The sequence below is a fragment of the Bradyrhizobium sp. 187 genome (assembly GCF_023101005.1).
GTDB lineage: Bacteria > Pseudomonadota > Alphaproteobacteria > Rhizobiales > Xanthobacteraceae > Bradyrhizobium > Bradyrhizobium canariense_D.
The window spans coordinates 3,187,528-3,212,283 of the sequence record NZ_CP064693.1; the positions used below are offsets into that span (position 1 = coordinate 3,187,528).

The window sequence follows — 24,756 nt, forward strand, 5'->3', positions numbered from 1 at the left end:
CATGGGCGTCTCGCTCGCAGACAATGATGACGATGACGATTTCGGCGAAACGCATGAAATCAACGTCACGCCGTTCATCGACGTCATCCTGGTGCTGCTGATCATCTTCATGGTGGCAGCGCCGCTGTCGACCGTCGACCTGCCGATCGATCTGCCGACGTCGAGCGCGACACCGCAGAAGAAGCCGGACAAGCCGACCTATCTCAGCATCCAGCCCGATTTGACGCTTGCCATCGGAGAGAACCCGGTCCACCGCGCCGAGTTGATCGGCACCCTCGACGGGCTGTCCGACATGAGCAAGGACAAGTACGTGTTCCTGCGCGCCGATCGCTCGGTGCCGTATGGCGAGTTGATGGGCGTCATGGAGCTGTTGCGCTCAGGCGGCTATTCGCGGGTGAAGCTGGTTGCGCTGGAAGGCGCTCCGGGGGCGCCCGCGGCAGGCGCCGCTCAGCCTTAGAGGCCCGCTATGTCGGACGAGTCCAGACCAGCCCGGACGCTTTGGATTTTGGCAGCGATGGCGGCGCTCGCGCTCCATCTGGGCGGGGCCGCGCTCGCGTTGGCGCACCTGCGGGCCGATGACGCCGATGACGGCCTCGGCGCGGCCGGCGCGGAGTTCGCTGTCGAGATGGCCTCGCCGAAGGCGCCTGACACCGACCTTCCGCCGGGACCGGATAGTGAAGCGATGCAGGAGCAGCAGGCGCTTCCCGAGCAAAAGGCCGAGACCAAGGAAACCGAGCTTCCAAAGGATCAGTCGCAACAGGTCGACGATCCCGATCGGGTCGTCACCGAGAACATTTCGAAGAAGCCGCAGGACGAGGATCCGAAGATTGCGGCGGTCGAAACGCCCGCTGCGGAGGCCTCGCCGAAGTCCGTTGCGACGGCGCGGCAGACGCTCGACGAGGACGCGCGCGAGGCCGAGAAGGCACTGGCGCCCGTGCTGGGCATCGGCAAGGACATTCTAAAGCTCACGGCAGACTGGAATCGCAAGATTAGCGCGCACCTTACGGCCCACAAGGTCAATCCGGAAGGCAAGGAGCCCAACAATCAGAAAGTCAAGGTCAGCTTCGCGATCAACCGACGGGGCAACGTGCTTTCAGTCGACGTTGTCGAGTCGTCCGGGGATGCAGCTTACGATGCGGCCGCGATCTCGATTGTCCGCAAATCCGATCCCATCCCGCAGCCGCCTGCCAGCCTGACCGACGACCGGTTCGAGCGCACCGTCGACATCATCTTCACGCCGCCGGACGCAAGGAAAAAGAAGAAGACGGCTCAGCGCCAGTAGAGCCTGATCCCGACATAGACCACGACCAGGCAGGCGAAGATCAGGGCCACCGGGAGCGGCCGCTTCTGGGTTGCGCCCGCGGTCGCTGCCCGGAAGAAACTGGCCTTCTTCGGCTTCGGTTCGGGGCGGCGGAAAGCGGTAACATTGTCCGCCGCCGGTTCAGCCGCCCGGGGGCGGACGTCAGGTGGAGTTCCCGCGCCGCCCATCTCGGCATAGTAGGCCTTGTAGATGGCGCCGATGGTGGCCTCGGTAGCCTCACCCTCGTTCATCTGCGCCCGCAGGTTCTTGTAGCTCAGGAGGAACTCCTGCGCCTCCGGAGGCAGCGCGGACGACCCGTTGAGCTTGGCCATCATCTTCCAGGTGGCAAAATCGGCGCGAGCGCGGGTATCAGCGCGTCGCGCGATCAGCATATCGGCAGCTTTGACCAAGTCGGCCTCGAGCCCTTCGGCTTGTGTTCGGGTGTGCTGTTCAACTACGTATTGCCGGTCAGAATGAGAACAGCCTGAATCACATAACCGGTCAACGTTCGCAGTATTGCTGAAATAACATCAAGATTTAGACCGAACTGCGAGCCTGCCAGCGGTAGCAGGATCAGCAAGCCGATCAGAATCAGCATCCCGAACGGCTCGAGCCGCGCCAGCGGGAGGGCGAGCGGCCGGGGCAGCAGCCCTACCGCGACGCGCCCGCCGTCGAGCGGCGGGATCGGCATCATGTTGAACACCGCCAGCACCGCGTTGATCAGCAGTGCGTTCTTGAGATTGTCAAAGATCCATTGCGCCGAGTTCGCTGGGGCCCAGGGCAGGGCGTGCAGGGCAAGAGCTGCGGACAGCGCCAGCAGGATGTTGGTGGCGGGCCCGGCCAGCGCCACCCAGACCATGCCGAGTCTGGGGTCGTTGAGCTTGCGGAAATTCACCGGCACAGGCTTGGCATAGCCGAACAGGAATGGCGAATGCGCGAACAGCAGCATCGCCGGCAATATCAGCGTGCCGAACGGGTCGATGTGGCGGAGCGGGTTGAAGCTGACACGGCCGAGCTGCCATGCGGTATCATCACCGAGACGATGTGCGACGAAGGCGTGGGCAGCCTCGTGGAAGGTGATGGCGAGCACCAGCGGCAGCACCCACACCGAGAGGTCATACAAGGAAATGTTCACGGCTCGTCCGTCCCGGTTTGCCTGCGGTCTTGCAGCCGACCCAGCCAACCGGTGGTGCAGCAACGCGTCACCCCAACATAGGGTGGGCGGTCCCGAAATGCCACGCCGCAAATGATCGGCGAGACCAGCGGCCGTGACGTGGAGCCTTGGCGCCGGATGAGCTACGTCGGGATCGTCCCGTCATATCGGATCATGCCGTCCTCGATCGTCACCCAGCCCATCTTTTCGCTGACCCAGATGTGCTCGGTGGGCACAAACGCGTTGCGATCGTCGAAGGTCGCCAGCGCAACGCCAGCCAGCGTGCCGTTGCGCCGCCAGGCGAACAGGCGCGTGCCGCAGCGCTTACAGAACACGCGGTCGATGTTCTCGGACGACGCATAGCGCTCGGTGTCGCCCTCGACAGTCAGTGCGCGCTGGTCGAATTGCGCGCGGGCGAAGTAGGGCGAGCCCATCGCCTTCTGACAGATGCGACAATGGCAGATGCGGACGTTGAGCGGCTCGCCCTCCGCCTTGAACCGCACCGCGCCGCACAGACATCCGCCTTCTCGGATCATGGCTGCCTCAATAGGTTGCCCGCCCACCCGAGATGTCGAACACGGCGCCGGTCGAGAACGCGCAGTCCTCGGATGCGAGCCAGCTCACCATCGCGGCTAGCTCTTCCACCAGCACAAAGCGCGCTTTCGGGATTTTCGACAGCATGAAGTCGATATGCTGCTGCGTCATCTGGTCGAAGATCGCCGTCTTCGCAGCCGCGGGAGTCACCGCATTGACGAGAATGTCGTGTGCGGCCAATTCCTTGCCGAGCGACTTGGTCAGCGCGATCAGGCCGGCCTTGGACGCCGAATAATGCGAGGCGTTGGGATTGCCTTCCTTGCCGGCGATCGAGGCGATGTTGACGATGCGCCCGTACTTCTGCTTGAGCATCCAAGGCACGATCGCCTTGCAGACGATGAAAGGGCCGTCGAGGTTGATGCGCAGAACTTTCCGCCATTCCTCGAGATCGGTCTCCCAGACCGGCTTGTTGACGCCGGCGATGCCGGCATTGTTGACGAGGATGTCGATCTTGCCGAAGGCGGCCAGCGTCGCGTCGCGGGCCTGCTCGACGGCCGCGGTATCGGTGACGTCGACCTTGAAGACGCAGGTGTTATCGCCGATTTCCTTTGCCGTCTTCTCGGCCAGGGCTGCATCAAAATCCCAGATCGCGACCTTGGCGCCGGAGGCGACGAAGCGCTGAACAATGGCGCGGCCAAAGCCCTGCGCGCCGCCGGTGACGATGGCGACACGGCCGTTGAGATCGATCTTGTTCATGCCGGGCCTCTGGCGTCAGAGCATGTAGCCGCCGTCGACCACGAGGTCGACACCGGTGGTGAAGGCGCTCTCGTCGCTGCCGAGATAGACCGCCATGGATGCGATCTCGTCGGCGGTGCCGAGCCGGCCCATCTTCTGGCGGGAGACGAACATCTCCTTGCCCTGCGGCCCTTGCGCTGCGGCACGGTCGAGCATCGAAGGCGTCTCGACGGTGCCCGGGCAGATGCTGTTGCAGCGGATGCCCTTGGTGATGAAGTCGAGCGCGACCGCGCGCGTCAGCAGCGACACCGCTGCCTTCGAAGCGCTGTAGACGTAACGGTTGGCCGGCGGCCGCAGCGCCGCGCAGGAGGAGATGTTGACGATGCTGCCGCCGCCGCCCGCGAGCATGTCCGGCAGGAAGGCCCTGATGGTCCGGTGCATCGACTTGACGTTGAGGTCGAACGAGAAATCAAAATCCTCTTCCGAACACTCCAGGATGGTGCCGTGGTGCACGAAGCCCGCCGCGTTGAGCAGGATGTCGACCTTGCCGACGCGCTTGGCGAAGGCGTTAACGTCGGCGGTGCTGCGCACGTCGAGCTTCGCAGTCTCGGCAATACCTTCCTTAGCCAGGCTCGCGATGCCGCTCTCATTGATGTCGGTGGCGATGACGGTTGCGCCTTCACGCGCGAATGCAATGGCGCATGCGCGCCCGATGCCTGCCGCTGCGGCCGTGATGACGGCGCGCTTTCCCTTGAGGCGGTCTGCCATTTGTATTCTCCTCGATTTTCTCAGTGCCGTAGCCCGGATGAGCGCGCGAGCGCGATATCCGGGAGCGGATGTCCCGGGTGTCGCTCCGCTCACCCGGGCTACGTGTTCCTAACTCAGTGATTATCCCGCGCTACGCCAAATGTGCCGGCGACGTTCTGATAGCGCGTAGCGAGCTCCATGCAGGCACCGGTCGACTGCTGGCCGACGGTGTTGCGATAAAGCTCCTGCCACGGCGTCTGGTTCGGCGGATGCTTGAAGCCGCCATTCGCCGCCAGCTCGGCGTGGCGCTTCTTCACCTCGTCGTCGGAGATGAGAATGTTGGCACTGCCCTTGTTCAGATCGACGCGTACCTTGTCGCCGTTTCTGAGGATCGCGAGCCCGCCATTGGCGGCGGCTTCCGGCGAAGCATTGAGGATCGAAGGGGAGCCCGAGGTGCCCGACTGGCGGCCGTCGCCGATGCAGGGCAGGGACATGATGCCGCGCTTGATCAGCGCCGCAGGGGGCTGCATGTTCACGACCTCGGCGCCGCCGGGATAGCCGATCGGGCCGGTGCCGCGGATGAACAGCACGCAGCGCTCGTCGATCTCGAGTGAGGGATCGTCGATCCGCTCGTGATAGTCCTCGGGACCCTCGAACACGATGGCGCGGCCCTCGAATGCATTGAGATCGGTCGGGTTGCTGAGGTAGCGATCGCGGAACTCCTTGGAGATCACGCTGGTCTTCATGATCGCGGAATCGAACAGATTGCCCTTCAGCACCAGGAAGCCGGCGTCCTTCACCAGCGGCTTGTCGTAAGACCAGATCACGTCGTTGTCGGGTTTTGGCGCATTGGCGCAGTTCTCGCCGATGCCGCGGCCGTTGACCGTGACCGCGTCCTCGTGGATGCGCTTGTGCTTCATCAGTTCGCGCACCACGGCCGGCACGCCGCCGGCGCGGTGGAATTCCTCGCCGAGATAGAAGCCGGCCGGCTGCATGTTCACCAGCAGCGGCACGTCGTGGCCGACCTTCTGCCAGTCGTCGATGGAGAGCTCGACGCCGATGTGGCGCGCCAGCGCGTTAATGTGGATCGGTGCGTTGGTCGAGCCGCCGATCGCCGAATTGATCACGATGCAGTTCTCGAACGCCTTGCGGGTCAGGATGTCCGAAGGCTTGAGGTCTTCCCAGACCATGTCGACGATGCGTTTTCCCGTCTCGTAGGCGATCTGGCCGCGCTCGCGATAGGGGGCGGGGATCGCCGCACAGCCCGGCAGCGAGAAGCCGAGCGCTTCCGCGAGCCCGTTCATGGTCGAAGCGGTGCCCATGGTGTTGCAATGGCCGACCGAGGGCGCCGATGACGCCACGATCTCCATGAATTCTTCATAGTCAATCTCGCCGGCGGCGAGGCGCTCGCGCGATTTCCAGACGATGGTGCCGGAGCCGGTGCGCTCGCCATTGTGCCAGCCGTTCAGCATCGGCCCGCCCGACAGCACGATCGCGGGCAGGTTGACGGTCGCCGCCGCCATCATGCAGGCCGGCGTGGTCTTGTCGCAGCCCGTGGTCAGCACCACGCCGTCGAGCGGATAGCCGTAGAGGATTTCGACGAGGCCGAGATAAGCGAGGTTGCGGTCGAGCGCCGCGGTCGGGCGCTTGCCGGTCTCCTGGATCGGATGGGTCGGGAATTCCATCGCAATGCCGCCGGCCTCGCGGATGCCTTCGCGGACGCGATGGGCAAGCTCGATATGGTGGCGGTTGCAGGGGGAGAGGTCGTTGCCGGTCTGCGCGATGCCGATGATCGGTTTGCCGGACTGGAGCTCGGCGCGGGTGAGACCGTAGTTCAAATAGCGCTCCATATAGAGCGCGGTCATGCCCGGATTATGCGGATTGTTGAACCATTCCTGCGAGCGGAGGTGGCGGCGAGCGCCCTTGCCGGCGGGGGCATGCCCATTGGTTGGTTTTTTTGTCATTGGTTTCTCCTGCAATGCAAACGCACTGGCGTCCGTTTTATGGTATCGGCTTGTGCGATGCCCAACGGCGCGAGCGACGATTTGCCTGCCGCTGGCGGGTCGTTTCCTCACAAATCCGATACTAGTCATGGCCACTTGGTAACGCTACCATTTTGTTCGCGACGCCCCCGCCTGAAACGGCTGGCCGGTTGTCGGAACGCCGGGCCGACGAGCTTTGCCGCTCGATCACCTTGAAGCCGAGATCGAGCACCGGGTGCTCCGGGCGCCGTCCGTCGATCGCCTCGATCAACATGCTGGCGGCCGTGTTGCCCATCTCGTAGCGGTTGGTGCGCACGCTCGTCAAAGTCGGGACGGCGGAGGCCATGAATTCGAGATCGTTGAAGCCTACGATCGCGATCTGTTCGGGGATCGCGATCTCGCGGCGCCTGCATTCGAACAGCACACCCAGCGCGAGGTCGTCATTGGCGCAGAACACCGCGTCCATGCCGGGCTCCCGCGCCAGGAGATCGGTGAACAGGGCGCCTCCGAGCGTTACCGAGGTCGGAGTCGCCGTGGTGACGACGAGGCGTTGGTCGAACAGTCCGGCGTCTTTCATGGCCGAGACGTATCCGTCGAGCCGGCGCTGCACCCGCGGATCCATCCGTGCGCCGACGAAACCGATCTTGCGGTGACCTTGCGCGAACAGATGCGCAACCGCCGCACGGGCTGCGTCATAGTGCGAAAAGCCGATCATCATGTCGATCGGATTGGGTCCGATCTCCATGATCTGCACGATCGGGCAGTCGGCGGCATCGAGCATTGCGCGCGATTCCGTGGTCTGGTCGATGCCGGTGACGATCAGCCCGGCCGGCTTCTGCGCAAGAAACAGCCGCAGCAGCTTCTCCTCCTGGAGAATACTGTAGCGTGTGTTGGACAACTGGATCGAGTAGCGGCTGTTTTCGGAGGCGTCGTAGATGCCGCGTAGCACGTCGGAGAACACGTTATTGGTCAGCGACGGAATCAAGACACCGATCACCTCGGTGCGCTGCGAGGCCAACGCGCGCGCCGCCAGGTTCGGCACATAGCCGAGCTCCCTGGCTGCGCTCTCGACCCGGGTCCGTTTGGCGAGCGACAGCGCCTCGGGATTGCGGAAGAAGCGGGACGCTGTGATCGGGCTGACGCCGGCGAGCTCGGCGACTTCCGCCAGCCGGATTTTGCCTGACTTGGTGCGGTTTCGACCCATTTGCTGCTCTTAACACACTCAATGTCGCAAACAAAGGAACGTTGACAGCGCTACCAGCACGGACTAACCAAAGACAAATTGCCAAAACCGCACAAACTGCCGACAATGTCGCCCGCTAAGGTTGGGCTTCGCTCGGTGAAGTCTGAAAAACAAGACGGTCGCGGCGCGAGATGCGTCGTGGACTTTCGAGGAGGGAGCTAGATGTCGTCTGTGCAAATCCGCGACGTGCGGAAATCGTTCGGCAATTTTGAAGTCCTGCACGGCGTTTCGATTCCGATCGAGGACGGCCAGTTCGTTGTCCTGGTTGGCCCCTCCGGCTGCGGCAAGTCGACGCTTCTGCGCATGCTCGCCGGTCTCGAGAACATCACCTCAGGCACGATCTCGATCGGCGACCGCGTCGTCAACAATGTCCAGCCCAAGGAGCGGGACATTGCGATGGTGTTCCAGAACTACGCGCTCTATCCGCACATGACGGTCGGCGAGAACATGGGCTTCTCGATGAAGCTGCGGGGCGAGAGCACCGAAGAGATCAACAAGCGCGTCAAGCGCGCCGCCGAGATCCTGGCACTGTCGCCGCTGCTCGAACGCTATCCGCGCCAGCTCTCCGGCGGCCAGCGCCAGCGCGTCGCCATGGGCCGCGCCATCGTGCGCGATCCGCAGGTGTTCCTGTTCGACGAGCCCTTGTCGAACCTCGACGCCAAGCTGCGCGTCGCGATGCGCACCGAGATCAAGGAGCTGCACCAGCGGCTGAAGACCACGACGGTCTACGTCACCCACGATCAGATCGAGGCCATGACCATGGCCGATAAAATCGTGGTCATGCATGACGGCATCGTCGAGCAGATGGGTACGCCGCTCGAGCTCTACGACAAGCCCGAGAACCAGTTCGTCGCCGGCTTTATCGGCTCGCCGTCCATGAACTTCCTGAAGGGTCATGTGCGGGTCAACGGCGTTGCGACCTTCGAGGGGCCGAATGGCGTCAAGCTGCCGCTCAGGAACGCGCCGGCGGCGTCCGACGGGCGTCCTGTCGTTTACGGCGTGCGTCCCGAGCATTTCACCATCGCTGACGACGGCGCCGATGCCGAGATCGTCGTGGTCGAGCCGACCGGCTCGGAAACGCAGGTGTTTGCGAAGCTCGGTGGTGAGCAGGTCGTCGCGGTCTTCCGCGAACGTCACCAGTTCAACCCGGGTGACAAGGTCAAGCTGAAGCCCGATCCCTCCGTGATTCATCTGTTCGACGAGGCGACGGGCAAACGCGTATAGCGACGCCAAAGAACTGCCAAGCAGAACTGCCCCAATACAAGACGACCCAATACAAATATAAAATTTAGGGAGAGAACGATGAGCGATTTCGACAGGCGAAGTGTGCTTAAAGTCGGTCTGGGCGGCGCGGCGCTGCTGGCCGGCCCGGGCATTGTCCCGGTACGCGCGGCGGAGTGGACCAACACGCCCGAGCCGAACGCTTCCATCCGCGTCTTGCGCTGGAAGCAGTTCATTCAGGCCGAGTTCGACAAATTCGCCGAGCAGACCAAGGCGTTCTCCGAGAAGACCGGCGTCAAGATCAAACTCGAGGCCGAGAGCTGGGAGGACATCCGCCCCAAAGCCGCGGTCGCCGCCAATGTCGGCGCCGGTCCCGACCTGATCATCGGAACGCTCGATGATCCCCACAAATTCCCGGAAAAGCTGATCGACATGACTGACGTCGCCGACTATCTCGGCGCGCAGTATGGCGGCTGGTACCCGGTTGCCGAACGCTACGGCAAGAAGGGCAACAGCTGGATCGCCATTCCGCAGGGCGCGACCGGCGGCTGCCTGAACTATCGCGTTAGCCACGTGAAGGCCGCCGGCTTCGATGAATTTCCCAAGGACACTGCCGGCTTCCTCAAGCTCTGCCAGGCGCTGAAGAAGAACAACACGCCGGCCGGCTTCGCGCTCGGCCACGCCACGGGTGACGCCAACGGCTGGTGCCAGTGGGCGCTGTGGGCCTTCGGCGGCAAAGTCGTCAATGAAAAGAACGAGGTCGTGATCGACTCGCCGGAGACGATCGCCGCGCTCGAATACGTCAAGCAGCTCTACGAGACCTTCATCCCCGGCGTGCTGTCGTGGAACGACTCGAACAACAACAAGGCGTTCCTCAACGGCGAGCTCAGCCTGACGCTGAACGGCATCTCGATCTGGACCGTCGGAAAGAACTCGACCGATCCGAAGCAGCAGGAGATCGCCAAGGACATGAACCACGCGCCGATGCCGATCGGTCCGGTCGGCGTGTCGACCGAGCAGCAGAACGTGCTGGTTTATTACGGCTACAAGCACTCGAAGTATCCGAAGGCGGTCAAGGAATACATCAAGTTCATGATGGACAAGGCGAACTACGACGCCTGGGAGGTCTCCTCCAACGGCTACGTCTCACCGCCGCTTCCGGCCTACAACGACAACCCGGTGTGGACGTCGGATCCGAAGATCACGCCGTATCGCGACTGCCTGAAGCGCTGCCGCGACAACGGCTATGCCGGCGATCTCGGCTATGCCTCGGCCGCGGTGATGGGCGACTTCGTCGTCGTCGACATGTTCGCCGAGGCGGCGTCGGGCTCGGTGACGCCGAAGGCGGCAGCCGCACGCGCAGCCGAGCGCGCCAAGCGCTACTATCAGGTCTGATCAGCTCCAATCTACGCGGCGTCCGGTTCGCCGGACGCCGCGACTTTTCGTCGAGGGGAATCCGACATGGCAGTTATGGCCGAGTCCACTGTCGCGCAGGCCAAGCGCAGCAGCTTGTGGACCAGAGCATTCGAGAGCCGGCATTTCCTCGGCGCGATGTTCATGGTGCCGGCAATCGCCATCCTCATCCTGTTTCTGGCTTACCCGCTGGCGCTGGGCTTCTGGCTCGGCATGACCGACACCAAGATCGGCGGCGCCGGGCGCTACATCGGCTTCCAGAATTTCGTCTCGCTGGCGAAGGACTCAGTGTTCTGGCTTTCGGTGTTCAACACCATCTTCTACACGGTCGCCGCCAGCGCGGTGAAATTCGCCATCGGCCTTTACCTGGCGCTGCTGCTCAACGAGCGGCTGCCGATGAAGTCGATGATCCGGGCGATCGTGCTGTTGCCCTTCGTCGTGCCCACGGTGCTCTCTGCGATTGCGTTCTGGTGGATTTATGACAGCCAGTTCTCGATCATCTCCTGGGTGTTGATCAAGGCCGGCCTGATCACGCGCTATATCGATTTCCTTGGCGATCCCTGGAATGCGCGCTGGTCGGTCGTCGCCGCCAATATCTGGCGCGGCGTGCCTTTCGTGGCGATCACGCTGCTGGCGGGATTACAGACCATCTCGCCCTCGCTCTATGAGGCCGCCAATCTCGACGGCGCCACCAATCTGCAGCGCTTCCGCCACATCACGCTGCCGATGCTGTCGCCGATCATCGCGGTCGTGATGACGTTCTCGGTGCTGATGACCTTCACCGACTTTCAGCTCATCTACACCATCACGCGGGGTGGACCGATCAACTCCACCCATCTGATGGCGACGCTGTCGTTCCAGCGCGCCATCACCGGCGGCAATCTCGGCGAGGGGGCGGCGATCTCGAACGCGATGATTCCGTTCCTGGTCGCGGCGATCCTGCTCAGCTTTTTCGGGCTTCAGCGTTCCCGCTGGCAGCAGGGCGGGAGGGACTGACCATGACCACGGCAGACGACCAAAGCGTCGGAATGGACTATCTCGAGAGCTTCCCGCGGAAGTTTTTTCGGGTCTACCTTCCGCTCGGCCTGATCATCTTCTTCCTGCTGTTCCCGTTCTACTGGATGGCGGTCGCGACGTTCAAGCCGGACGCGGAGATGTACGACTACGAAAAGTACAATCCGTTCTGGATCGTGCATCCGACGCTGGAGCACATCAAGAAGCTGTTCTTCGACACCGACTATCCGCTCTGGATGTGGAACACCGTGATCGTCTCGGTGTCCTCGACCTTCATCTCCCTGTTCGCCAGCGTCTGCGCCGCCTATGCGATCGAACGCCTTCGCTACAAGGGCTCGCGCTATGTCGGCCTTGCGATCTTCCTCGGCTATCTGGTGCCGCCCTCCATTCTGTTCATTCCGCTGGCGGCGATCGTGTTTCAGCTCGGGCTGTTCGACGGCAATTTGGCGCTGATCCTGACCTATCCGACCTTCCTGATCCCGTTCTGCACCTGGCTCCTGATGGGCTATTTCCGCACCATCCCCTATGAGCTGGAGGAGTGTGCGCTGATCGACGGGGCGACGCGGCTGCAGATTCTGATGAAGATCACGCTGCCGCTTTCGCTGCCGGGCGTGATCTCGGCGGGCATCTTCGCCTTCACGTTGTCCTGGAACGAGTTCATTTACGCGCTGACCTTCATCTCCTCGTCCGAAAACAAGACGATCCCGGTCGGCGCGATCACCGAGCTCGTCAATGGCGACGTCTACCACTGGGGGGCCCTGATGGCGGCGGCTCTGACCGGCTCGGTTCCCGTAGTTATCCTTTATTCCTTCTTCGTGGAGTATTATGTGTCGGCGATGACCGGCGCCGTGAAGGAATGATCGCGGGGCCTGCCTCGAGAGCGCGCCAGGACGAATTGCCGAAATCGGCGCGTTCCGGCCAATAAAAAGGAGTAGGCTCTTGCACATTCTGGTTCTGGGCGCCGCCGGCATGGTCGGCCGCAAATTGTGCGAACGGTTGTCGCGCGACGGCCGGCTCGGCAAGAGCGACATCACCAAGCTGACCATGCATGACGTGGTCGAGCCGAAGGCGCCCGAAAGAGCCGGTTTTGCCGTCGAGACCGTGTCGAGCGATTTCGCCGTGCCGGGTGCGGCCGAAAAGCTGATCGCCGGCCGTCCGGACGTGATCTTTCATCTCGCCGCGATCGTCTCGGGCGAAGCCGAGCTCGATTTCGACAAGGGCTACCGCATCAATCTCGACGGCACGCGAATGCTGCTCGATGCCGTCAGGCTTGCAGGCGGCGGCTACAAGCCGCGCGTGGTCTTCACGTCCTCGATCGCGGTGTTCGGCGCGCCGTTCCCCGATGCGATCGGCGACGAGTTCTTCCACACGCCGCTTCTGAGCTACGGTACGCAGAAGGCGATCGGCGAATTACTGCTGGCCGACTATTCCCGCCGCGGCTTCCTCGATGGCATCGGCATCCGCCTGCCGACCATCTGCATCAGGCCCGGCCTGCCCAACAAGGCGGCATCGGGCTTCTTCTCCAACATCCTGCGCGAGCCGCTGGCCGGCAAGGAAGCGGTTCTTCCCGTGTCCGAGGACGTCCGCCACTGGCATGCCACGCCGCGCTCCGCCGTCGGCTTCCTGCTGCATGCCGGCACCATGGACCTCGCCGCGGTGGGGCCGCGCCGTAATTTGACCATGCCGGGCCTGTCGGCGACGGTTGGCGAGCAGATCGCTGCGCTGAAGCGCGTCGCCGGCGACAAGGTCGCCGCCCGCATCAAGCGGGAGCCCGATCCCTTTATCGTCGGCATCGTCGGCGGCTGGCCGCGCAACTTCAATGCAAAGCGGTCGCTCGAGCTCGGCTTCACCACTGCCGAGAAGACTTTCGACGACATCATCCGCATTCACATCGAAGACGAGCTCGGCGGCAATTTCATCGCCTGATCTCTGACTGAGCGGGTAAAGTGATGGCGAGCGTTGCTTGCATCGGCGAATGCATGGTCGAGCTCCGGCAGGCCCAGGGTGGACAATCCGCCGGACCTTCCAGCGGGCAGGGCGGGGGCCTCTACTCGCGTGGATTCGGCGGCGACACCCTCAACACGGCCGTTTACCTCGCGCGGCTCGAGGTCAAGGTCGATTATTTCACCGCGCTTGGCGACGATGCCCTGAGCGATGAGATGATCGCGGCCTGGACTGCGGAGGGCGTCGGCACGAGGCGCGTCGCGCGGCTGCCGGGCAAGCTGCCCGGCATCTACATGATCCAGCTGGATGCGAAGGGAGAGCGCCAGTTCTTCCACTGGCGCGACAGTGCGGCGGCGCGCCAGCTGATGAACCTGCCGGAAACGGACGATCTCCTCAACTCGCTGATGAGCTACGACATCGTCTATCTCTCTGCGATCACGCTCTCGATCTACGACGCGGCCGGGCGCGAGCGCCTGTTCGCGGCGATCAAGCGCGCGCGTCTGCTTGGCACCCGCTTCGTGTTCGACACCAATTTTCGCGCGCGGGGATGGCCGGATCGTGAGGTCGCGCGCGAGGTGTTTTCAGCGGCCTTCGCGGCAGCCGACATCGTGCTGACCTCGACCGAGGATCTGCTCGCCCTCTATCCCGGTGAGAGCCACGAGCAGTTGATGGCGCGCATCCCAAGCTCCGAGCTGGTGTTCCGGCTCGCCGAGCCGGTCAGCCTGCTGCGCTTTCCCGGGGGGCCCTATGAGGTCCGCGCGGAGCCCATGACTAAACCCGTGGTCGACACCACCGCGGCCGGCGATAGCTTTGCGGCGGCCTATATCGCGGCACGGCTCGCCGGTTCCGACCCGGTCGAGGCCGCCCAGGCCGGGCACCGCCTCGCCAGCCTCGTCATCTGCTATTCCGGCGCCATCATTCCGGGTTATGCCATGCCGCCGAAGAAACGGCACCGGCCGGCGACCACGCGTCAAGCGACCAAGTGAAACGAAAGCCAAGATGACCACGACTGCCCAACAGAACCACCTCGCCGCGCTGTTCAAGGCCGCGACTGTCATTCCCGTCCTCACCATCGAGCGTATCCAGGATGCGGTGCCGCTGGCGCGTGCGCTGGTGGCCGGCGGCGTCCGCACGCTGGAGGTGACCATGCGTACCCCTGTTGCGATCGAGGCGGCGAGGGCGATGATGGCCGAGGTGCCCGAGGCGGTGGTCGGCATCGGCACGATTCTCAATCCGGCCGACTTTACCCGTGTCGAGAAGCTCGGCGTTGCGTTCGGCATCAGCCCGGGCTTGACCCCGGACCTCTTGAAGGCCGCCACCCATAGCTCCTTGCCGTTTGCGCCGGGTATCGCCACGGCCTCCGAGCTGATGATGGCGCTGTCCTACGGCTTCGACATTGCAAAATTTTTCCCGGCCGAGCAGGCCGGCGGCATCAAGGGGCTGCGCTCGCTGGGTGGGCCGTTCCCGAACGTGCGGTTCTGCCCGACCGGCGGGGTCGGCGAGGCCAATGCAGCAACCTGGCTCGCGGAGCCCAATGTGGTCGCGGTCGGCGGTTCCTGGCTGTGCCCGACGGCGGAGATCAGGGCCGGGAACTGGGCCGGCATAACTGCCATCTGCCAGCGCACCCTCGAGGCCCTTAAACCCGCGTGAAGTCTTGCCATCCCTGAGCTAAGACTTAGGTCAGCAAGAGACCGCCAGGGAGAATGACCATGACCGCCAGCATCGTCGGATGGGCGCATACGCCGTTCGGCAAGTTCGACACCGAGACTGTGGAAAGCCTTGTGGTGAAGGTCGCCAATGAGGCGCTGGCGGATGCCGGCATTTCGGCCGGCGATGTCGACGAGATCGTGCTCGGCCATTTCAACGCCGGCTTCTCGCCCCAGGATTTTACCGCCTCGCTGGTGCTCCAGGCCGACCCGAAGCTGCGCTTCAAGCCGGCGACCCGGGTCGAGAACGCCTGCGCCACCGGCTCCGCCGCCGTCCATCAGGGCGTGCGCGCGATCGCGGCCGGCGCGGCCAGGATTGTCCTCGTTGTCGGGGTCGAACAGATGACGCGCACGCCGGGCCCGGAGATCGGCAAGAACCTGCTCAAGGCGTCCTATCTTCCCGAGGACGGCGACACTGTCGGCGGCTTCGCCGGCGTGTTCGGCAAGATCGCCAGCTCCTATTTCCAGAAATACGGCGACCAGTCCGATGCACTGGCGCTGATCGCGGCCAAGAACCATAAGAACGGCGTCGCCAATCCCTTCGCCCAGATGCGCAAGGACTTTGGCTTCGACTTCTGCCGCGCCGAGAGCGAGAAGAACCCCTACGTCGCCGGCCCCCTGAAGCGCACCGACTGCTCGCTGGTCTCGGACGGTGCCGCTGCCCTGGTGCTGGCCGACGCGGAAACCGCCAAGGGCATGAGCAAGTCGATCGGCTTCCGCGCCACCGCGCACGCCCAGGATTTCCTGCCGATGTCCAAGCGCGACATCCTCCAGTTCGAGGGCTGCACGGTCGCTTGGCAGCGCGCACTGGAGAAGGCGGGCGTTACACTTTCCGATCTCTCCTTCGTCGAGACCCATGACTGCTTCACCGTCGCCGAGCTGATCGAGTACGAAGCGATGGGCTTGACGCCGCGGGGGCAGGGTGCCCGTGCCATCAAGGAAGGCTGGACGCTCAAGGACGGCAAGCTGCCGGTCAATCCGTCCGGTGGCCTGAAAGCCAAGGGCCATCCGATCGGCGCCACCGGCGTCTCCATGCACGTGATGACCGCGATGCAGCTCGCCGGCCAAGCGCCCGAGGGCATGCAGCTCAAGAATGCAAAGCTCGGCGGCATTTTCAACATGGGCGGTGCGGCGGTTGCCAACTACGTCTCCGTGCTGGAGCCGCTGAAGTAAGGCTGCTGCACGGTAGGCAAGGCGTGAAGCGCCGTGCCCACCTTCTTATCTTGCGCTAGATCATGGTGGGCCCGCTGGGGGCCCTTAAAGCTCTTGATCGATTTGCAGGGGATGCATCATGAGCAATGACTACGAAGATTCGCTGTCGATGGACGCACTCAACGATCGCATCGCGATTCTCGAGGACAATATCCGCCAGCTCATCGAGCAGGCCGCGGCCGCCTCGGGTGAGCAGAACGAGTCGCGGATCGCTGACCGCATCAACCAGCAGAATGATGAGCTCGACCGCCTCCTCAAGATTCGCGATTCCCGTCAGAAGAAATAGCCGCCTTTCGCCGCCGGCGCATGCGGCCATACGCCGGCGGCTCTTGCGCATGCGCCGCCACTGCCGTTAGCTGGACCGAGATCGCAGGCCTCACTTGAGGCCGCGCAATCGGGAGCGAACGATGGGGCCGCTGAAGGGCATCAAGGTCGTCGACATGACCACCGTGCTGATGGGCCCCTATGCGACCCAGATGCTCGGCGATTACGGCGCAGACGTCATCAAGGTGGAGTCTCTGGACGGCGACGTCACCCGCCTGATCGGCCCGATGCGGCACGCAGGCATGGGCCCGGTGTTTCTCAACACCAACCGTAGCAAGCGCTCGATCTGCCTTGACCTGAAGAAGCCCGCCGGCCGCGAGGCCGTGCTCCGCTTGCTGAAAGACGCCGACGTTCTCGTCTACAACGTCCGCCCGCAGGCGATGGCGCGGCTTCAACTCGGCTATGACGTTGTTTCCAAAATCAATCCGCGGCTGGTCTATGCCGGCGTGTTCGGCTTCGGCCAGGACGGGCCCTATGCTGCAAAACCGGCCTATGACGATCTGATCCAGGGCGCCACCGCGCTGCCCGCCTTGATGGCGCAGACCGGTGACGGTGTGCCGCGCTATGTGCCGAACGCACTGGTCGATCGCATCGTAGGCTTGACTGCCGTGGGCGCGATCTGCGCCAGCCTCGTGCACCGCGACCGCACCGGCCGCGGCCAGCGCGTCGACATCCCGATGTTCGAGACCATGGCCGGCTTCGTCATGGGCGACCACATGGGCGGATTGACCTATGAGCCCCCGCTCGACAAGGGCGGTTACGCCCGCCACCTCTCGCGCGACCGCCGGCCCTACAAGACATCGGACGGTTATCTCAGCGTCATCGTCTACAACGACAAGCAGTGGGAGAACTTCTTTAAGGCGACGCGACGCGACGACCTGCGCGCCGACGCGATGTTCGCGACATTCGCCGGGCGCGCCGCCAATATCGACGTCGTCTATGCCGAGCTCGCGCGCATCTTCGAGACGCGCAGCACCGCGGAATGGATCGACCTGCTCACCAAGGCCGACGTGCCGGTGATGCCCATGCACGACCTCGCGTCGATGCTGCACGATGAGCATCTGGAGGCGACCGGCTTTTTCCCAGTGGTGAACCATCCAACTGAAGGGCCGATCCGGAGCATGAGGGTGACGGCCACCTGGTCCGAAACCGAAGCCGAACCGGTGCGGCTCGCGCCGCAGCTCAACGAGCACGGCGCGGAAATCCTGCGCGAGATCGGCTATTCCGCCGACGAGATCGACGCCATGGTCCGCGATGGCGTCACCCGTTCGCCGCCCCGGAATGACGATGCACTGGTGCGCCCATGAGCTTCATCACCGGCGTCGGTCTCACGCCTTTCGGCAAGCACGAAGGCTCGTCCTCGCTGGAGCTGATGAGCAAGGCCGCGCAGGCTGCGCTCGACGATGCCGGGCTCAAGCGTGCCGAGATCGACGGCATCCTCTGCGGCTACTCCACCGTCTCGCCGCACATCATGTTGGCGACCGTTTTTGCCGAGCATTTTGGCATCCGCCCCAGTTACGCCCATGCCGTCCAGGTCGGTGGCGCGACCGGGCTCGCGATGACCATGCTCGCCCATCATCTCGTCGAAGCGGGCGTCGCCCGCAATGTGCTCGTCGTGGCCGGCGAGAACCGCCTCACTGGGCAGAGCCGCGACGCCTCGATCCAAGCGCTGGCGCAGGTCGGCCATCCCGACTACGAACTGCCGCTCGGCCCGACCATCCCGGCCTATTACGGCCTCGTCGCTAACAGATACATGCACGAGTACGGCGTGACGGAAGAAGACCTCGCCGAATTCGCGGTGCTGATGCGCACCCACGCCTGCACTCATCCTGGTGCGCAATTCCAGGATCCCATCGAGGTCGCAGACGTCATGGCCTCGAAGCCGGTGGCGATGCCGCTGAAGCTGCTCGATTGCTGCCCGGTGTCCGACGGCGGCGCAGCCTTCGTCATCAGTCGCGAGCGGACCGGAGAGGCCCGCGTGCGCATTCGCGGCTGTGCCCAGGCCCATACCCATCAGCACGTCACTGCAGCCCCCGCCCTGAGCGAGCTCGGCGCCGAGATCTCCATCGCTCGCGCCAGGGAGGTTACCGGCCTTGCCATTTCCGACGTGCGCTACGCGGCGATCTACGACAGCTTTACGATCACGCTCGCGATGCTGCTGGAAGATCTTGGCCTCGCTGGCCGGGGCGAGGCAGCCGCGCGCGTGCGCGCTGGCCATTTCAGCCGCAATGGAGCGATGCCGCTGAACACCCATGGCGGCCTGCTCAGCTACGGTCATTGCGGCGTTGGTGGCGCCATGGCGCATCTGGTGGAAACGCATCTGCAGATGACGGGGCGGGCGGCGAATCGTCAGGTGCGCGACGCCTCGATCGCGCTGCTGCACGGCGACGGCGGCGTGCTGTCGTCTCACGTCAGCATGTTCCTGGAGCGGGTGCGATGAGCGAGCGTCTAGCCGACTGGACCAAGGGCGAACAGGCCGTCATTTATCAGACCTGCACCGCATGCGGCCATGTGCAGTATATTCGTCGCGCCTTCTGCGCGGCCTGCGGCGCGTCCGATCCGCGCGAGCAGTGCGCCAGCGGCAAGGGCAGGGTCTACGCGACGTCGCTGGTCTGCCGCGCCGCCACGCCCGAGACGCGCGCGTACGTGCCCTACAACATCCTGCTGGTCGATTGCGCCGAGGGTTTTCGCATGATGGCGCATGGTGAGAATGATCTCGCCATCGGCGATGAGGTCAGTGCGAGCTTCAAACTGTTCGCCGGCAAGCTGGTGCCGTTCTTCGCCAAAGACAGATAGTGAAATTTAGATGCTCCAATGTGGCCCGGATGGAGCGGACCGAAATCCGGGTTTTCGCCTCACCGATAGACTTTCCCGGATTGCGCGCCCCATCCGGGCTATTGCGGCAACGCGAGCGGTGGGATCCGTCATTCGGGGGCGGTCCTGAGAGACCGAGCCTGGAACGGGAATTCTGGGCCTGGCCTGTGCGAGGGCCACCCCGGAATGACGAAAGCTCTCACCCGACTCTTAACTAGCGCCCGTAGAACAGGATGCTGGCGATGACGAGCATCGCCATCACCGCTAGCATATGCGCGAACGCTTCCGAGGCCGCCCCCTTGGTGGCTTCCTTCATTCCATTTTCTCCCTAGACTTGGGCGTGACTCATCGATGCGCGGTTAGCGCCCAACGGCCAATTGTTTTTACTCGGAACACCCCTTGCGAGTATCCGCCGCGATCAAGTCCCCACGCGGCGAATATCGACTGTGCCAAGGTCGTTCAGCAATGCGGCGGCATTTTGACTCGATGTTGTTGCTCCTGCGGACGCGCAAGAATACAGTTTCGTGGAAATTTCGCCGCTAACGACAAAAAGCATCAAAGGCTTAGGGAAAACTTCAGGAAAATCATGGCCCGCATCAACTACAGCGACCCGTCCAAGGCATCCGACCGCACCCGCGAGATCCTCGACAAGAACCGCAATGCCAACATCTTCCGGATGATGTCGCATTCGCCGAGCTATTTCGAGCAGTACTGCCGGCTCGGCGGCGCCATCCGCCACAAGGGCGAGCTCGATCCGATCGTGCGCGAACTCGCGATCACCCGCACCGGCATTTTGTGCGAGGCGCCGTATGAGATCGTCGCGCACAAGCGCATCGGCAAGAATGTCGGCGTCACCGACGAGCAGAACGAGGCGCTCGAGAACTGGCAGGCCGCGAACTGTTTCAATGAAGTGCAGCGCGCCGCGCTCGCCTTCACCGACGAGATCGTCAAGCTGAACAAGCCGACGGATGCGACCTTCAAGGCGATCTCATCGAAGCTGACGCCGGCCGCACTGGTTGAACTGCAGCTCTCGGTCGGATTCTACATCATGACGTCAAAGTTTCTGGAGACCTTCGAGATCGACCTTCAGCCGGTCACCGAAGTGGTCGGCTGATCGAGCAATTGCTGTGAGGGATGCTCATGACGATCGATGAATATGCCGCCTGGGCTGCAACGATTGCGAAAGTCGATGAGCGTCCGTCGAACGAACGGCTGTCCTATCTCGGGCTCGGCCTCGCCGGCGAGTCCGGCGAAGTCGCCGACCATATCAAGAAGCTGCTCCGCGATGACTGGCTCGACCAGGCGGGCCTCGTCGAAGAGCTCGGCGATGTCATCTATTACTGGGCCTGCCTCTGCGTGGCGACCGGCCAGCAGCCATCGGAGCTGCTCAAGACCAGTGCCGCCAAGATCAAGCGGCGGATCAGCGAGGCGGCGAGCCGCTAGGCCGCTCAGGTGGAGGTCAAGATATCCACTTTGGCGTTGGCGACGATCAGGCGCTCGGCCAGAAGCTGCGCAAGATTGCGCATGATGCGTTCGCTGGCGTGCGGGTGCTGCTTGCGGAAGCGCTCGAACGCTTTCAGAGGCGCCTCGAACGCGGTCGCAGCCATATCCGCGAACACGTCCGCGGAGCGGGTGGTCTCGATCAGGGCCATCTCGCCGAACGCCATGCCGGCGGTGAGTGTTGCGAGCCGCACTCCGTCGGGCAGGGTGACATGCACCGCGCCGCTGCGCAGGAAGAACAGGGAATCGGCTGCGGCGCCAGTGGTGAGGATTTTCGCGCCAGACTGATAGATCCGGATCGTGCAGATTGAGGCGAGGTCGGTCAGCTCTTCCGCGCTGAGGCCTGCGAGCAGAGGCTGCTCGGAAAGCTCGGTGGTCTCGTGAAAATCGATCGAGCCGCCATAGCGGTAGACGATCTGGTCTTCGGCCCATTCGATCGCGGTGTCGAGCACATAGAAGTCGCGGACGTTCTTCAGCTCCGCGGTCCACTCCCGCAGGCTGTCCCATTCTTTGGAGGCGCGCCTGACGCCTGACAGGACGACGGTCACATTCAGCGCCGCCAGCTCCTCGAACGCTTCAGCCACCAGCCGCGCCCCGGCGCGTGTGGTGGAGGTGACGCGGTGGAGATCGAAAATCACGAATTGCGGCCGCGGCCGGCCCGCAAGCCGGCGTGAGACATAGTCGACCGCCGACAGCGACAGCGTGCCGACCAGCTCGATGATCCGCAACTCCTGCTCGAGGGCTGCGAGAATATCGCGCTCCTGCGGGCGGCGCACGCGCCGCGACGGGCTCTTGCCGATGTCGTAATCGGCGATGACGGCGTTGCGTGCGTCGTCGCTGCGGTTGAGCATATGCAGATCGTAATGCGAGGACAGCGCCTCGCAGACCTTGATGCCGCGCACGCTGTTGCCGTGCTTGTCGAGCCTTGGCGAATAGCTGCCGAGCCCGAGGCGGGCGGGGAGTGCGGCGAGAATTCCGCCGCCGACGCCACTCTTGGCGGGGATGCCGATCCGGTAGATCCATTCGCCGGCATAGTCGTACATGCCCGACGACGTCATCACCGACAGCGTGCGCGAGATCGCGTAAGGCGTCAGCACCTGCTCGCCGGTAACCGGGTTGACGCCACGGTTGGCGAGCGTTGCCGCCATCACAGCGATGTCGCGCGCGGTGACCAGCACCGCGCATTGCCGGAAATAGACGTCGAGTACGGCCGCGACATTGTCCGAGATCACCGCATTGGTCTTGAGGAGATAGCCGATGGCACGGTTGCGGTCGCCGGTCTGGCTTTCGGAAGCGTAGACGGCCTCGTCGACGGCGAGATCGCGGCCGGCAAAACGACTAAGCGCGAGGCGAATTTGCTCGAAGGCATCCGGACCCTTGCTGTCGTGGATCAGCCCGGTGCAGGCGATCGCGCCGGCATTGACCATCGGGTTGAATGGATGATTCTCCGAGTTGAGCCGGATCGAGTTGAAAGGATCGCCGGAGGGCTCGACGCCGATTGCGCTCTCCACCCTGTTTGCGCCGAGCAGGTCCAGCGCCAGCGCGAACACGAACGGCTTTGACATCGACTGGATGGTGAAGGGCGCCCTGGAGTCGCCGACCTCGTAGACATGACCGTCCAGGGTCGCGAGGCTGATGCCGAAACAGGCAGGATCGGCCTTGCCGAGCTCGGGAATGTAGTCGGCGACCGCGCCCGAGGTCTCTGCCGAGAATTCGTTGAGGCAATTGTCCAGAAACCGCAGCAAAGGCGGCTTCGAGCGCGTCCAGGCGGTAGCGAGAGGCGAAAGCGGTTTCATTGCCTCTCTTTGTGCAACGCAATCAGGGCACGCGCAACCCGTCCGGCACCACGGTCTGCCGCCGGACCAGCAGCAGGGCGAGCAAAATCGTGGGGATCAGGATGGCGAGGCCGAGCAGCGTCACCTGCATCTGCGACAGCGGCATGATGCCGCCGCCGGGGGTGGCCACCACGAAACCGCCGATCACCAGCAGCACGCGGATGGGCCACTCCAGCGCACCGGCGCCGCGGAGATCGCCGACGAAGGGCTGGTAGCCCTGGATGCCGCCGCAGATGAACAGCGTGCCGAACGCCGCGAGCGCCATCAAGCCGAGACCGGCCAGATAGGGGCTCGGCCCCTGCAGCACCAGCGCGGGATTGAGCACGAAGAAGAACGGGATGAAATAGATGATGCTGCCGACCCACATCGATTCCCAGCCCGTCTTCATCGCCGGCGAGCCGGCAATACCTGCCGCTGCGAATGATGAAATCGCGACCGGCGGGGTGATCGACGACAGCATGCCCCAGTAGAAAATGAACATGTGCACGGCCATTTTGTTCAGCCCGAGCTTCTCCAGCGCGGGTGCGACCAGGATGGCGAGGAAGATGTAGCAGGCCGTCGTGGTCAGGCCGAGCCCGAGAATCAGGCTAGTCAGGGCGCACATGCCGAGCAGCAGGAACGGATTGTCGCCGGCGATATGCAGCAGGTCGTTGGCGAGGCTCGACACCACGCCGGTCATCGAGAAGGCGCCGATCAGCAGGCCGCACCCGGCGAGGATGCCGACAAGCTCGACGAAGGTGCGGCCGTTGACCTCGAGGAATTTGCCGATGGTCGCGACAGTCCAGCGCGTGTCCTTCGAGAACAGCTGGTTGAGCACAAGAAGCAATGCGGTGGCGTAGAATGGCGCATGGCTCTCGCGCTTGAAGTAGAGCAGCATCACGATCAGGAGGGCGATGACGAAGACGTAGTACCAGCCATCCTTGATTGTATCCATGACCCGCGGCAGCTCCGCGCGCGGAATGCCCTTCAGCCCGTGTCGTGCGGCGTAGGAATCGACCTGCATGAACAGGCCGATATAATAGAGCGCGGCGGGAATGATGGCCGCGATCGCGACATCGGCGTAGCTGACATTGAGGAACTGCGCGATTACGAAGGCGGTCGCGCCCATCACCGGCGGCGCCAGCACCGCGCCGGTCGAGGCACAAGCCTCGATCGCGCCCGCATAGGAGGCGCGAAAGCCGCTCTTCTTCATCACCGGAATGGTCATGGTGCCGGCGGTCAGCACGTTGGAGATGATCGAGCCTGACATCATGCCGAGCAGGCCGCTGGCGAAGATGCACACCTTGGCCGCGCCGCCGCGGAACGTGCCACACAGCGCGAAGGCGAGATTGATGAAGAACTTTCCGGCGCCGGTCATCATCAACGCGGTGCCGAACACCAGGAAGCCGATCACGGTGTCGGCAAACGCCTGGATGGGAATGCCGAGCAGGCTCTCGCCCGACAGCACGCGATAGGCGGTCGCCTGCTCCAGCGTCGACTGCGTGCCGCGGAACGGCCCGAGCCAGCTGGATTCCGCGAACAGCGGATAGACGGTGAAGGGAAGCACGCTCAGTAGCAGGCTCCAGCCGCCGGTGCGGCGCAGCGCTCCATCAACATCACCCACATCACGAGACCGGCTGCGATCACGCTGTTCGGCGCGCCGCCGAATTCCCAGCCGGCCTCGGCGGCCTTGCGGACGTTCGACATCAACAGCAGCGCGGCGGCAAAGGTCACGACGAAGCAGAGAAGGTCATACCAGGGAATGCGGTCGAGCGGCGCGCGCGGGGTCCCCGGGAAGATCAGGAACGTGAACGGCAGCATCAGGGCGATCAGGAGGTAGAAGTATTCCGTGTTGAGCTGGGTGTAGCCGACGAAGAAGCGCAGCGAGAATTGCTGGTTGATGCAGAGCAGGATGGTCGCGGCGGTCGCGAGGACGAGCAGCCAGCGCCACGCGCCACGCAAGCTTCGCACGCGCGTAACTTCCGCTTCCTGCATGTTGGCGGCGGCGCCATGCGGATCGTCGAACACGATCCGCTTGGCCTCGTCCTGGGAGGGGGTGGAGACTGAAGCAGACGACATGATCGACCCCGGGCGTGGACA

Annotated in this window: 24 protein-coding genes and 1 pseudogene; 16 read left to right on the forward strand and 9 right to left on the reverse strand. The window is 63.7% G+C overall.

All coding sequences use genetic code 11. The features are described 5' to 3' along the window. The first annotated feature begins 1 nt into the window (after position 1). Complete coding sequence (gene exbD / locus IVB19_RS15025; RefSeq protein WP_247455837.1) at positions 2-457, forward strand: TonB system transport protein ExbD; 456 nt, start codon at positions 2-4, stop codon at positions 455-457. 9 nt (positions 458-466) lie between these two features. Further along, the gene (locus IVB19_RS15030; RefSeq protein WP_085352796.1) at positions 467-1,282 is read left to right on the forward strand and encodes an energy transducer TonB; all 816 of its coding nucleotides are present in this window, start codon (positions 467-469) and stop codon (positions 1,280-1,282) included. Here the strand turns inward: IVB19_RS15030 and IVB19_RS15035 are convergent. The 7 genes from IVB19_RS15035 to gntR form a co-directional block, all read right to left on the reverse strand. After that, a complete protein-coding gene (locus tag IVB19_RS15035; protein WP_085352797.1) occupies positions 1,270-1,692 on the reverse strand; it encodes a hypothetical protein in 423 nt (140 codons plus the stop codon). The two genes, IVB19_RS15030 and IVB19_RS15035, sit on opposite strands and share 13 nt — an antisense overlap. 62 nt (positions 1,693-1,754) lie before the next feature. Continuing rightward, positions 1,755-2,435 carry a site-2 protease family protein gene (locus IVB19_RS15040; RefSeq protein ID WP_026233763.1) on the reverse strand — a complete coding sequence of 227 codons (681 nt, stop codon included), beginning with the start codon at positions 2,433-2,435 and terminating at the stop codon, positions 1,755-1,757. A 161-nt stretch (positions 2,436-2,596) separates the two neighbouring features. Continuing rightward, a complete protein-coding gene (locus IVB19_RS15045; protein ID WP_085362164.1) occupies positions 2,597-2,989 on the reverse strand; it encodes a GFA family protein in 393 nt (130 codons plus the stop codon). A gap of 7 nt (positions 2,990-2,996) precedes the next feature. Beyond that, positions 2,997-3,743: an SDR family NAD(P)-dependent oxidoreductase gene (locus IVB19_RS15050; protein WP_018459249.1), complete on the reverse strand. Its 747-nt coding sequence runs from the start codon at positions 3,741-3,743 to the stop codon at positions 2,997-2,999. 15 nt (positions 3,744-3,758) lie between these two features. Further along, positions 3,759-4,490 carry an SDR family oxidoreductase gene (locus tag IVB19_RS15055; RefSeq protein ID WP_018459248.1) on the reverse strand — a complete coding sequence of 244 codons (732 nt, stop codon included), beginning with the start codon at positions 4,488-4,490 and terminating at the stop codon, positions 3,759-3,761. Positions 4,491-4,603: 113 nt separating this feature from the next. Beyond that, entirely contained in the window at positions 4,604-6,433 is a 1,830-nt protein-coding gene (locus IVB19_RS15060) for an IlvD/Edd family dehydratase (RefSeq protein WP_247369212.1), read from the reverse strand. A gap of 121 nt (positions 6,434-6,554) precedes the next feature. Then, positions 6,555-7,655 (reverse strand): HTH-type transcriptional regulator GntR, encoded by a 1,101-nt coding sequence (gene gntR, locus IVB19_RS15065; RefSeq protein WP_247406406.1) that lies wholly within the window; start codon positions 7,653-7,655, stop codon positions 6,555-6,557. Between the two features lie 201 nt (positions 7,656-7,856). On the opposite strand from gntR, the gene IVB19_RS15070 reads away from it, so the two are divergent. From IVB19_RS15070 to IVB19_RS15135, 14 genes are all read left to right on the forward strand, one after another. Continuing rightward, positions 7,857-8,918, forward strand: a complete 1,062-nt coding sequence (locus tag IVB19_RS15070; RefSeq protein WP_007592328.1) for an ABC transporter ATP-binding protein — start codon at positions 7,857-7,859, stop codon at positions 8,916-8,918. A gap of 78 nt (positions 8,919-8,996) precedes the next feature. Continuing rightward, the gene (locus IVB19_RS15075) at positions 8,997-10,310 is read left to right on the forward strand and encodes an ABC transporter substrate-binding protein (protein ID WP_018459245.1); all 1,314 of its coding nucleotides are present in this window, start codon (positions 8,997-8,999) and stop codon (positions 10,308-10,310) included. A gap of 66 nt (positions 10,311-10,376) precedes the next feature. Further along, positions 10,377-11,324 (forward strand): carbohydrate ABC transporter permease, encoded by a 948-nt coding sequence (locus IVB19_RS15080; RefSeq protein WP_007592324.1) that lies wholly within the window; start codon positions 10,377-10,379, stop codon positions 11,322-11,324. A 2-nt stretch (positions 11,325-11,326) separates the two neighbouring features. Beyond that, complete coding sequence (locus IVB19_RS15085; RefSeq protein WP_007592322.1) at positions 11,327-12,202, forward strand: carbohydrate ABC transporter permease; 876 nt, start codon at positions 11,327-11,329, stop codon at positions 12,200-12,202. Between the two features lie 79 nt (positions 12,203-12,281). Next, entirely contained in the window at positions 12,282-13,268 is a 987-nt protein-coding gene (gene denD / locus IVB19_RS15090; RefSeq protein WP_247821562.1) for a D-erythronate dehydrogenase, read from the forward strand. Positions 13,269-13,291: 23 nt separating this feature from the next. After that, complete coding sequence (locus IVB19_RS15095) at positions 13,292-14,272, forward strand: sugar kinase (protein ID WP_018459242.1); 981 nt, start codon at positions 13,292-13,294, stop codon at positions 14,270-14,272. Positions 14,273-14,285: 13 nt separating this feature from the next. Beyond that, positions 14,286-14,936 carry a bifunctional 4-hydroxy-2-oxoglutarate aldolase/2-dehydro-3-deoxy-phosphogluconate aldolase gene (locus IVB19_RS15100; RefSeq protein WP_018459241.1) on the forward strand — a complete coding sequence of 217 codons (651 nt, stop codon included), beginning with the start codon at positions 14,286-14,288 and terminating at the stop codon, positions 14,934-14,936. Between the two features lie 59 nt (positions 14,937-14,995). Then, complete coding sequence (locus IVB19_RS15105; RefSeq protein ID WP_007609038.1) at positions 14,996-16,165, forward strand: acetyl-CoA acetyltransferase; 1,170 nt, start codon at positions 14,996-14,998, stop codon at positions 16,163-16,165. A gap of 118 nt (positions 16,166-16,283) precedes the next feature. Then, positions 16,284-16,490: a hypothetical protein gene (locus IVB19_RS15110; RefSeq protein WP_018459240.1), complete on the forward strand. Its 207-nt coding sequence runs from the start codon at positions 16,284-16,286 to the stop codon at positions 16,488-16,490. A 121-nt stretch (positions 16,491-16,611) separates the two neighbouring features. Beyond that, entirely contained in the window at positions 16,612-17,835 is a 1,224-nt protein-coding gene (locus IVB19_RS15115; RefSeq protein ID WP_018459239.1) for a CaiB/BaiF CoA transferase family protein, read from the forward strand. After that, entirely contained in the window at positions 17,832-18,968 is a 1,137-nt protein-coding gene (locus IVB19_RS15120) for a thiolase family protein (RefSeq protein ID WP_018459238.1), read from the forward strand. The genes IVB19_RS15115 and IVB19_RS15120 overlap by 4 nt, the downstream gene beginning before the upstream one ends. Further along, positions 18,965-19,324: a Zn-ribbon domain-containing OB-fold protein gene (locus IVB19_RS15125; RefSeq protein WP_018459237.1), complete on the forward strand. Its 360-nt coding sequence runs from the start codon at positions 18,965-18,967 to the stop codon at positions 19,322-19,324. The genes IVB19_RS15120 and IVB19_RS15125 overlap by 4 nt, the downstream gene beginning before the upstream one ends. Positions 19,325-19,928: 604 nt before the next feature. Next, positions 19,929-20,456, forward strand: coding sequence for a carboxymuconolactone decarboxylase family protein (locus IVB19_RS15130; RefSeq protein WP_085352807.1), 528 nt, complete (start codon positions 19,929-19,931; stop codon positions 20,454-20,456). 26 nt (positions 20,457-20,482) lie between these two features. Beyond that, a complete protein-coding gene (locus IVB19_RS15135) occupies positions 20,483-20,785 on the forward strand; it encodes a nucleoside triphosphate pyrophosphohydrolase family protein (protein ID WP_026233761.1) in 303 nt (100 codons plus the stop codon). A 5-nt stretch (positions 20,786-20,790) separates the two neighbouring features. Here the strand turns inward: IVB19_RS15135 and glsA are convergent, their stop codons facing one another. Both glsA and IVB19_RS15145 read right to left on the reverse strand, forming a co-directional pair. Next, positions 20,791-22,638 (reverse strand): glutaminase A, encoded by a 1,848-nt coding sequence (glsA, locus tag IVB19_RS15140; protein WP_247821563.1) that lies wholly within the window; start codon positions 22,636-22,638, stop codon positions 20,791-20,793. Positions 22,639-22,660: 22 nt separating this feature from the next. Continuing rightward, positions 22,661-24,735 (reverse strand): annotated as a pseudogene (locus tag IVB19_RS15145) (TRAP transporter permease). Positions 24,736-24,756 lie beyond the last annotated feature (21 nt).

Coding starts and splice junctions, on each gene's coding strand:
- exbD (WP_247455837.1), top strand. CDS start 2: ATGGGCGTCTCGCTCGCAGACAATGATGACGATGACGATTTCGGCGAA.
- IVB19_RS15030 (WP_085352796.1), top strand. CDS start 467: ATGTCGGACGAGTCCAGACCAGCCCGGACGCTTTGGATTTTGGCAGCG.
- IVB19_RS15035 (WP_085352797.1), bottom strand. CDS start 1,692: ATGCTGATCGCGCGACGCGCTGATACCCGCGCTCGCGCCGATTTTGCC.
- IVB19_RS15045 (WP_085362164.1), bottom strand. CDS start 2,989: ATGATCCGAGAAGGCGGATGTCTGTGCGGCGCGGTGCGGTTCAAGGCG.
- IVB19_RS15050 (WP_018459249.1), bottom strand. CDS start 3,743: ATGAACAAGATCGATCTCAACGGCCGTGTCGCCATCGTCACCGGCGGC.
- IVB19_RS15055 (WP_018459248.1), bottom strand. CDS start 4,490: ATGGCAGACCGCCTCAAGGGAAAGCGCGCCGTCATCACGGCCGCAGCG.
- IVB19_RS15060 (WP_247369212.1), bottom strand. CDS start 6,433: ATGACAAAAAAACCAACCAATGGGCATGCCCCCGCCGGCAAGGGCGCT.
- gntR (WP_247406406.1), bottom strand. CDS start 7,655: ATGGGTCGAAACCGCACCAAGTCAGGCAAAATCCGGCTGGCGGAAGTC.
- IVB19_RS15070 (WP_007592328.1), top strand. CDS start 7,857: ATGTCGTCTGTGCAAATCCGCGACGTGCGGAAATCGTTCGGCAATTTT.
- IVB19_RS15075 (WP_018459245.1), top strand. CDS start 8,997: ATGAGCGATTTCGACAGGCGAAGTGTGCTTAAAGTCGGTCTGGGCGGC.
- IVB19_RS15080 (WP_007592324.1), top strand. CDS start 10,377: ATGGCAGTTATGGCCGAGTCCACTGTCGCGCAGGCCAAGCGCAGCAGC.
- IVB19_RS15085 (WP_007592322.1), top strand. CDS start 11,327: ATGACCACGGCAGACGACCAAAGCGTCGGAATGGACTATCTCGAGAGC.
- IVB19_RS15095 (WP_018459242.1), top strand. CDS start 13,292: ATGGCGAGCGTTGCTTGCATCGGCGAATGCATGGTCGAGCTCCGGCAG.
- IVB19_RS15100 (WP_018459241.1), top strand. CDS start 14,286: ATGACCACGACTGCCCAACAGAACCACCTCGCCGCGCTGTTCAAGGCC.
- IVB19_RS15105 (WP_007609038.1), top strand. CDS start 14,996: ATGACCGCCAGCATCGTCGGATGGGCGCATACGCCGTTCGGCAAGTTC.
- IVB19_RS15110 (WP_018459240.1), top strand. CDS start 16,284: ATGAGCAATGACTACGAAGATTCGCTGTCGATGGACGCACTCAACGAT.
- IVB19_RS15115 (WP_018459239.1), top strand. CDS start 16,612: ATGGGGCCGCTGAAGGGCATCAAGGTCGTCGACATGACCACCGTGCTG.
- IVB19_RS15120 (WP_018459238.1), top strand. CDS start 17,832: ATGAGCTTCATCACCGGCGTCGGTCTCACGCCTTTCGGCAAGCACGAA.
- IVB19_RS15125 (WP_018459237.1), top strand. CDS start 18,965: ATGAGCGAGCGTCTAGCCGACTGGACCAAGGGCGAACAGGCCGTCATT.
- IVB19_RS15130 (WP_085352807.1), top strand. CDS start 19,929: ATGGCCCGCATCAACTACAGCGACCCGTCCAAGGCATCCGACCGCACC.
- IVB19_RS15135 (WP_026233761.1), top strand. CDS start 20,483: ATGACGATCGATGAATATGCCGCCTGGGCTGCAACGATTGCGAAAGTC.
- glsA (WP_247821563.1), bottom strand. CDS start 22,638: ATGAAACCGCTTTCGCCTCTCGCTACCGCCTGGACGCGCTCGAAGCCG.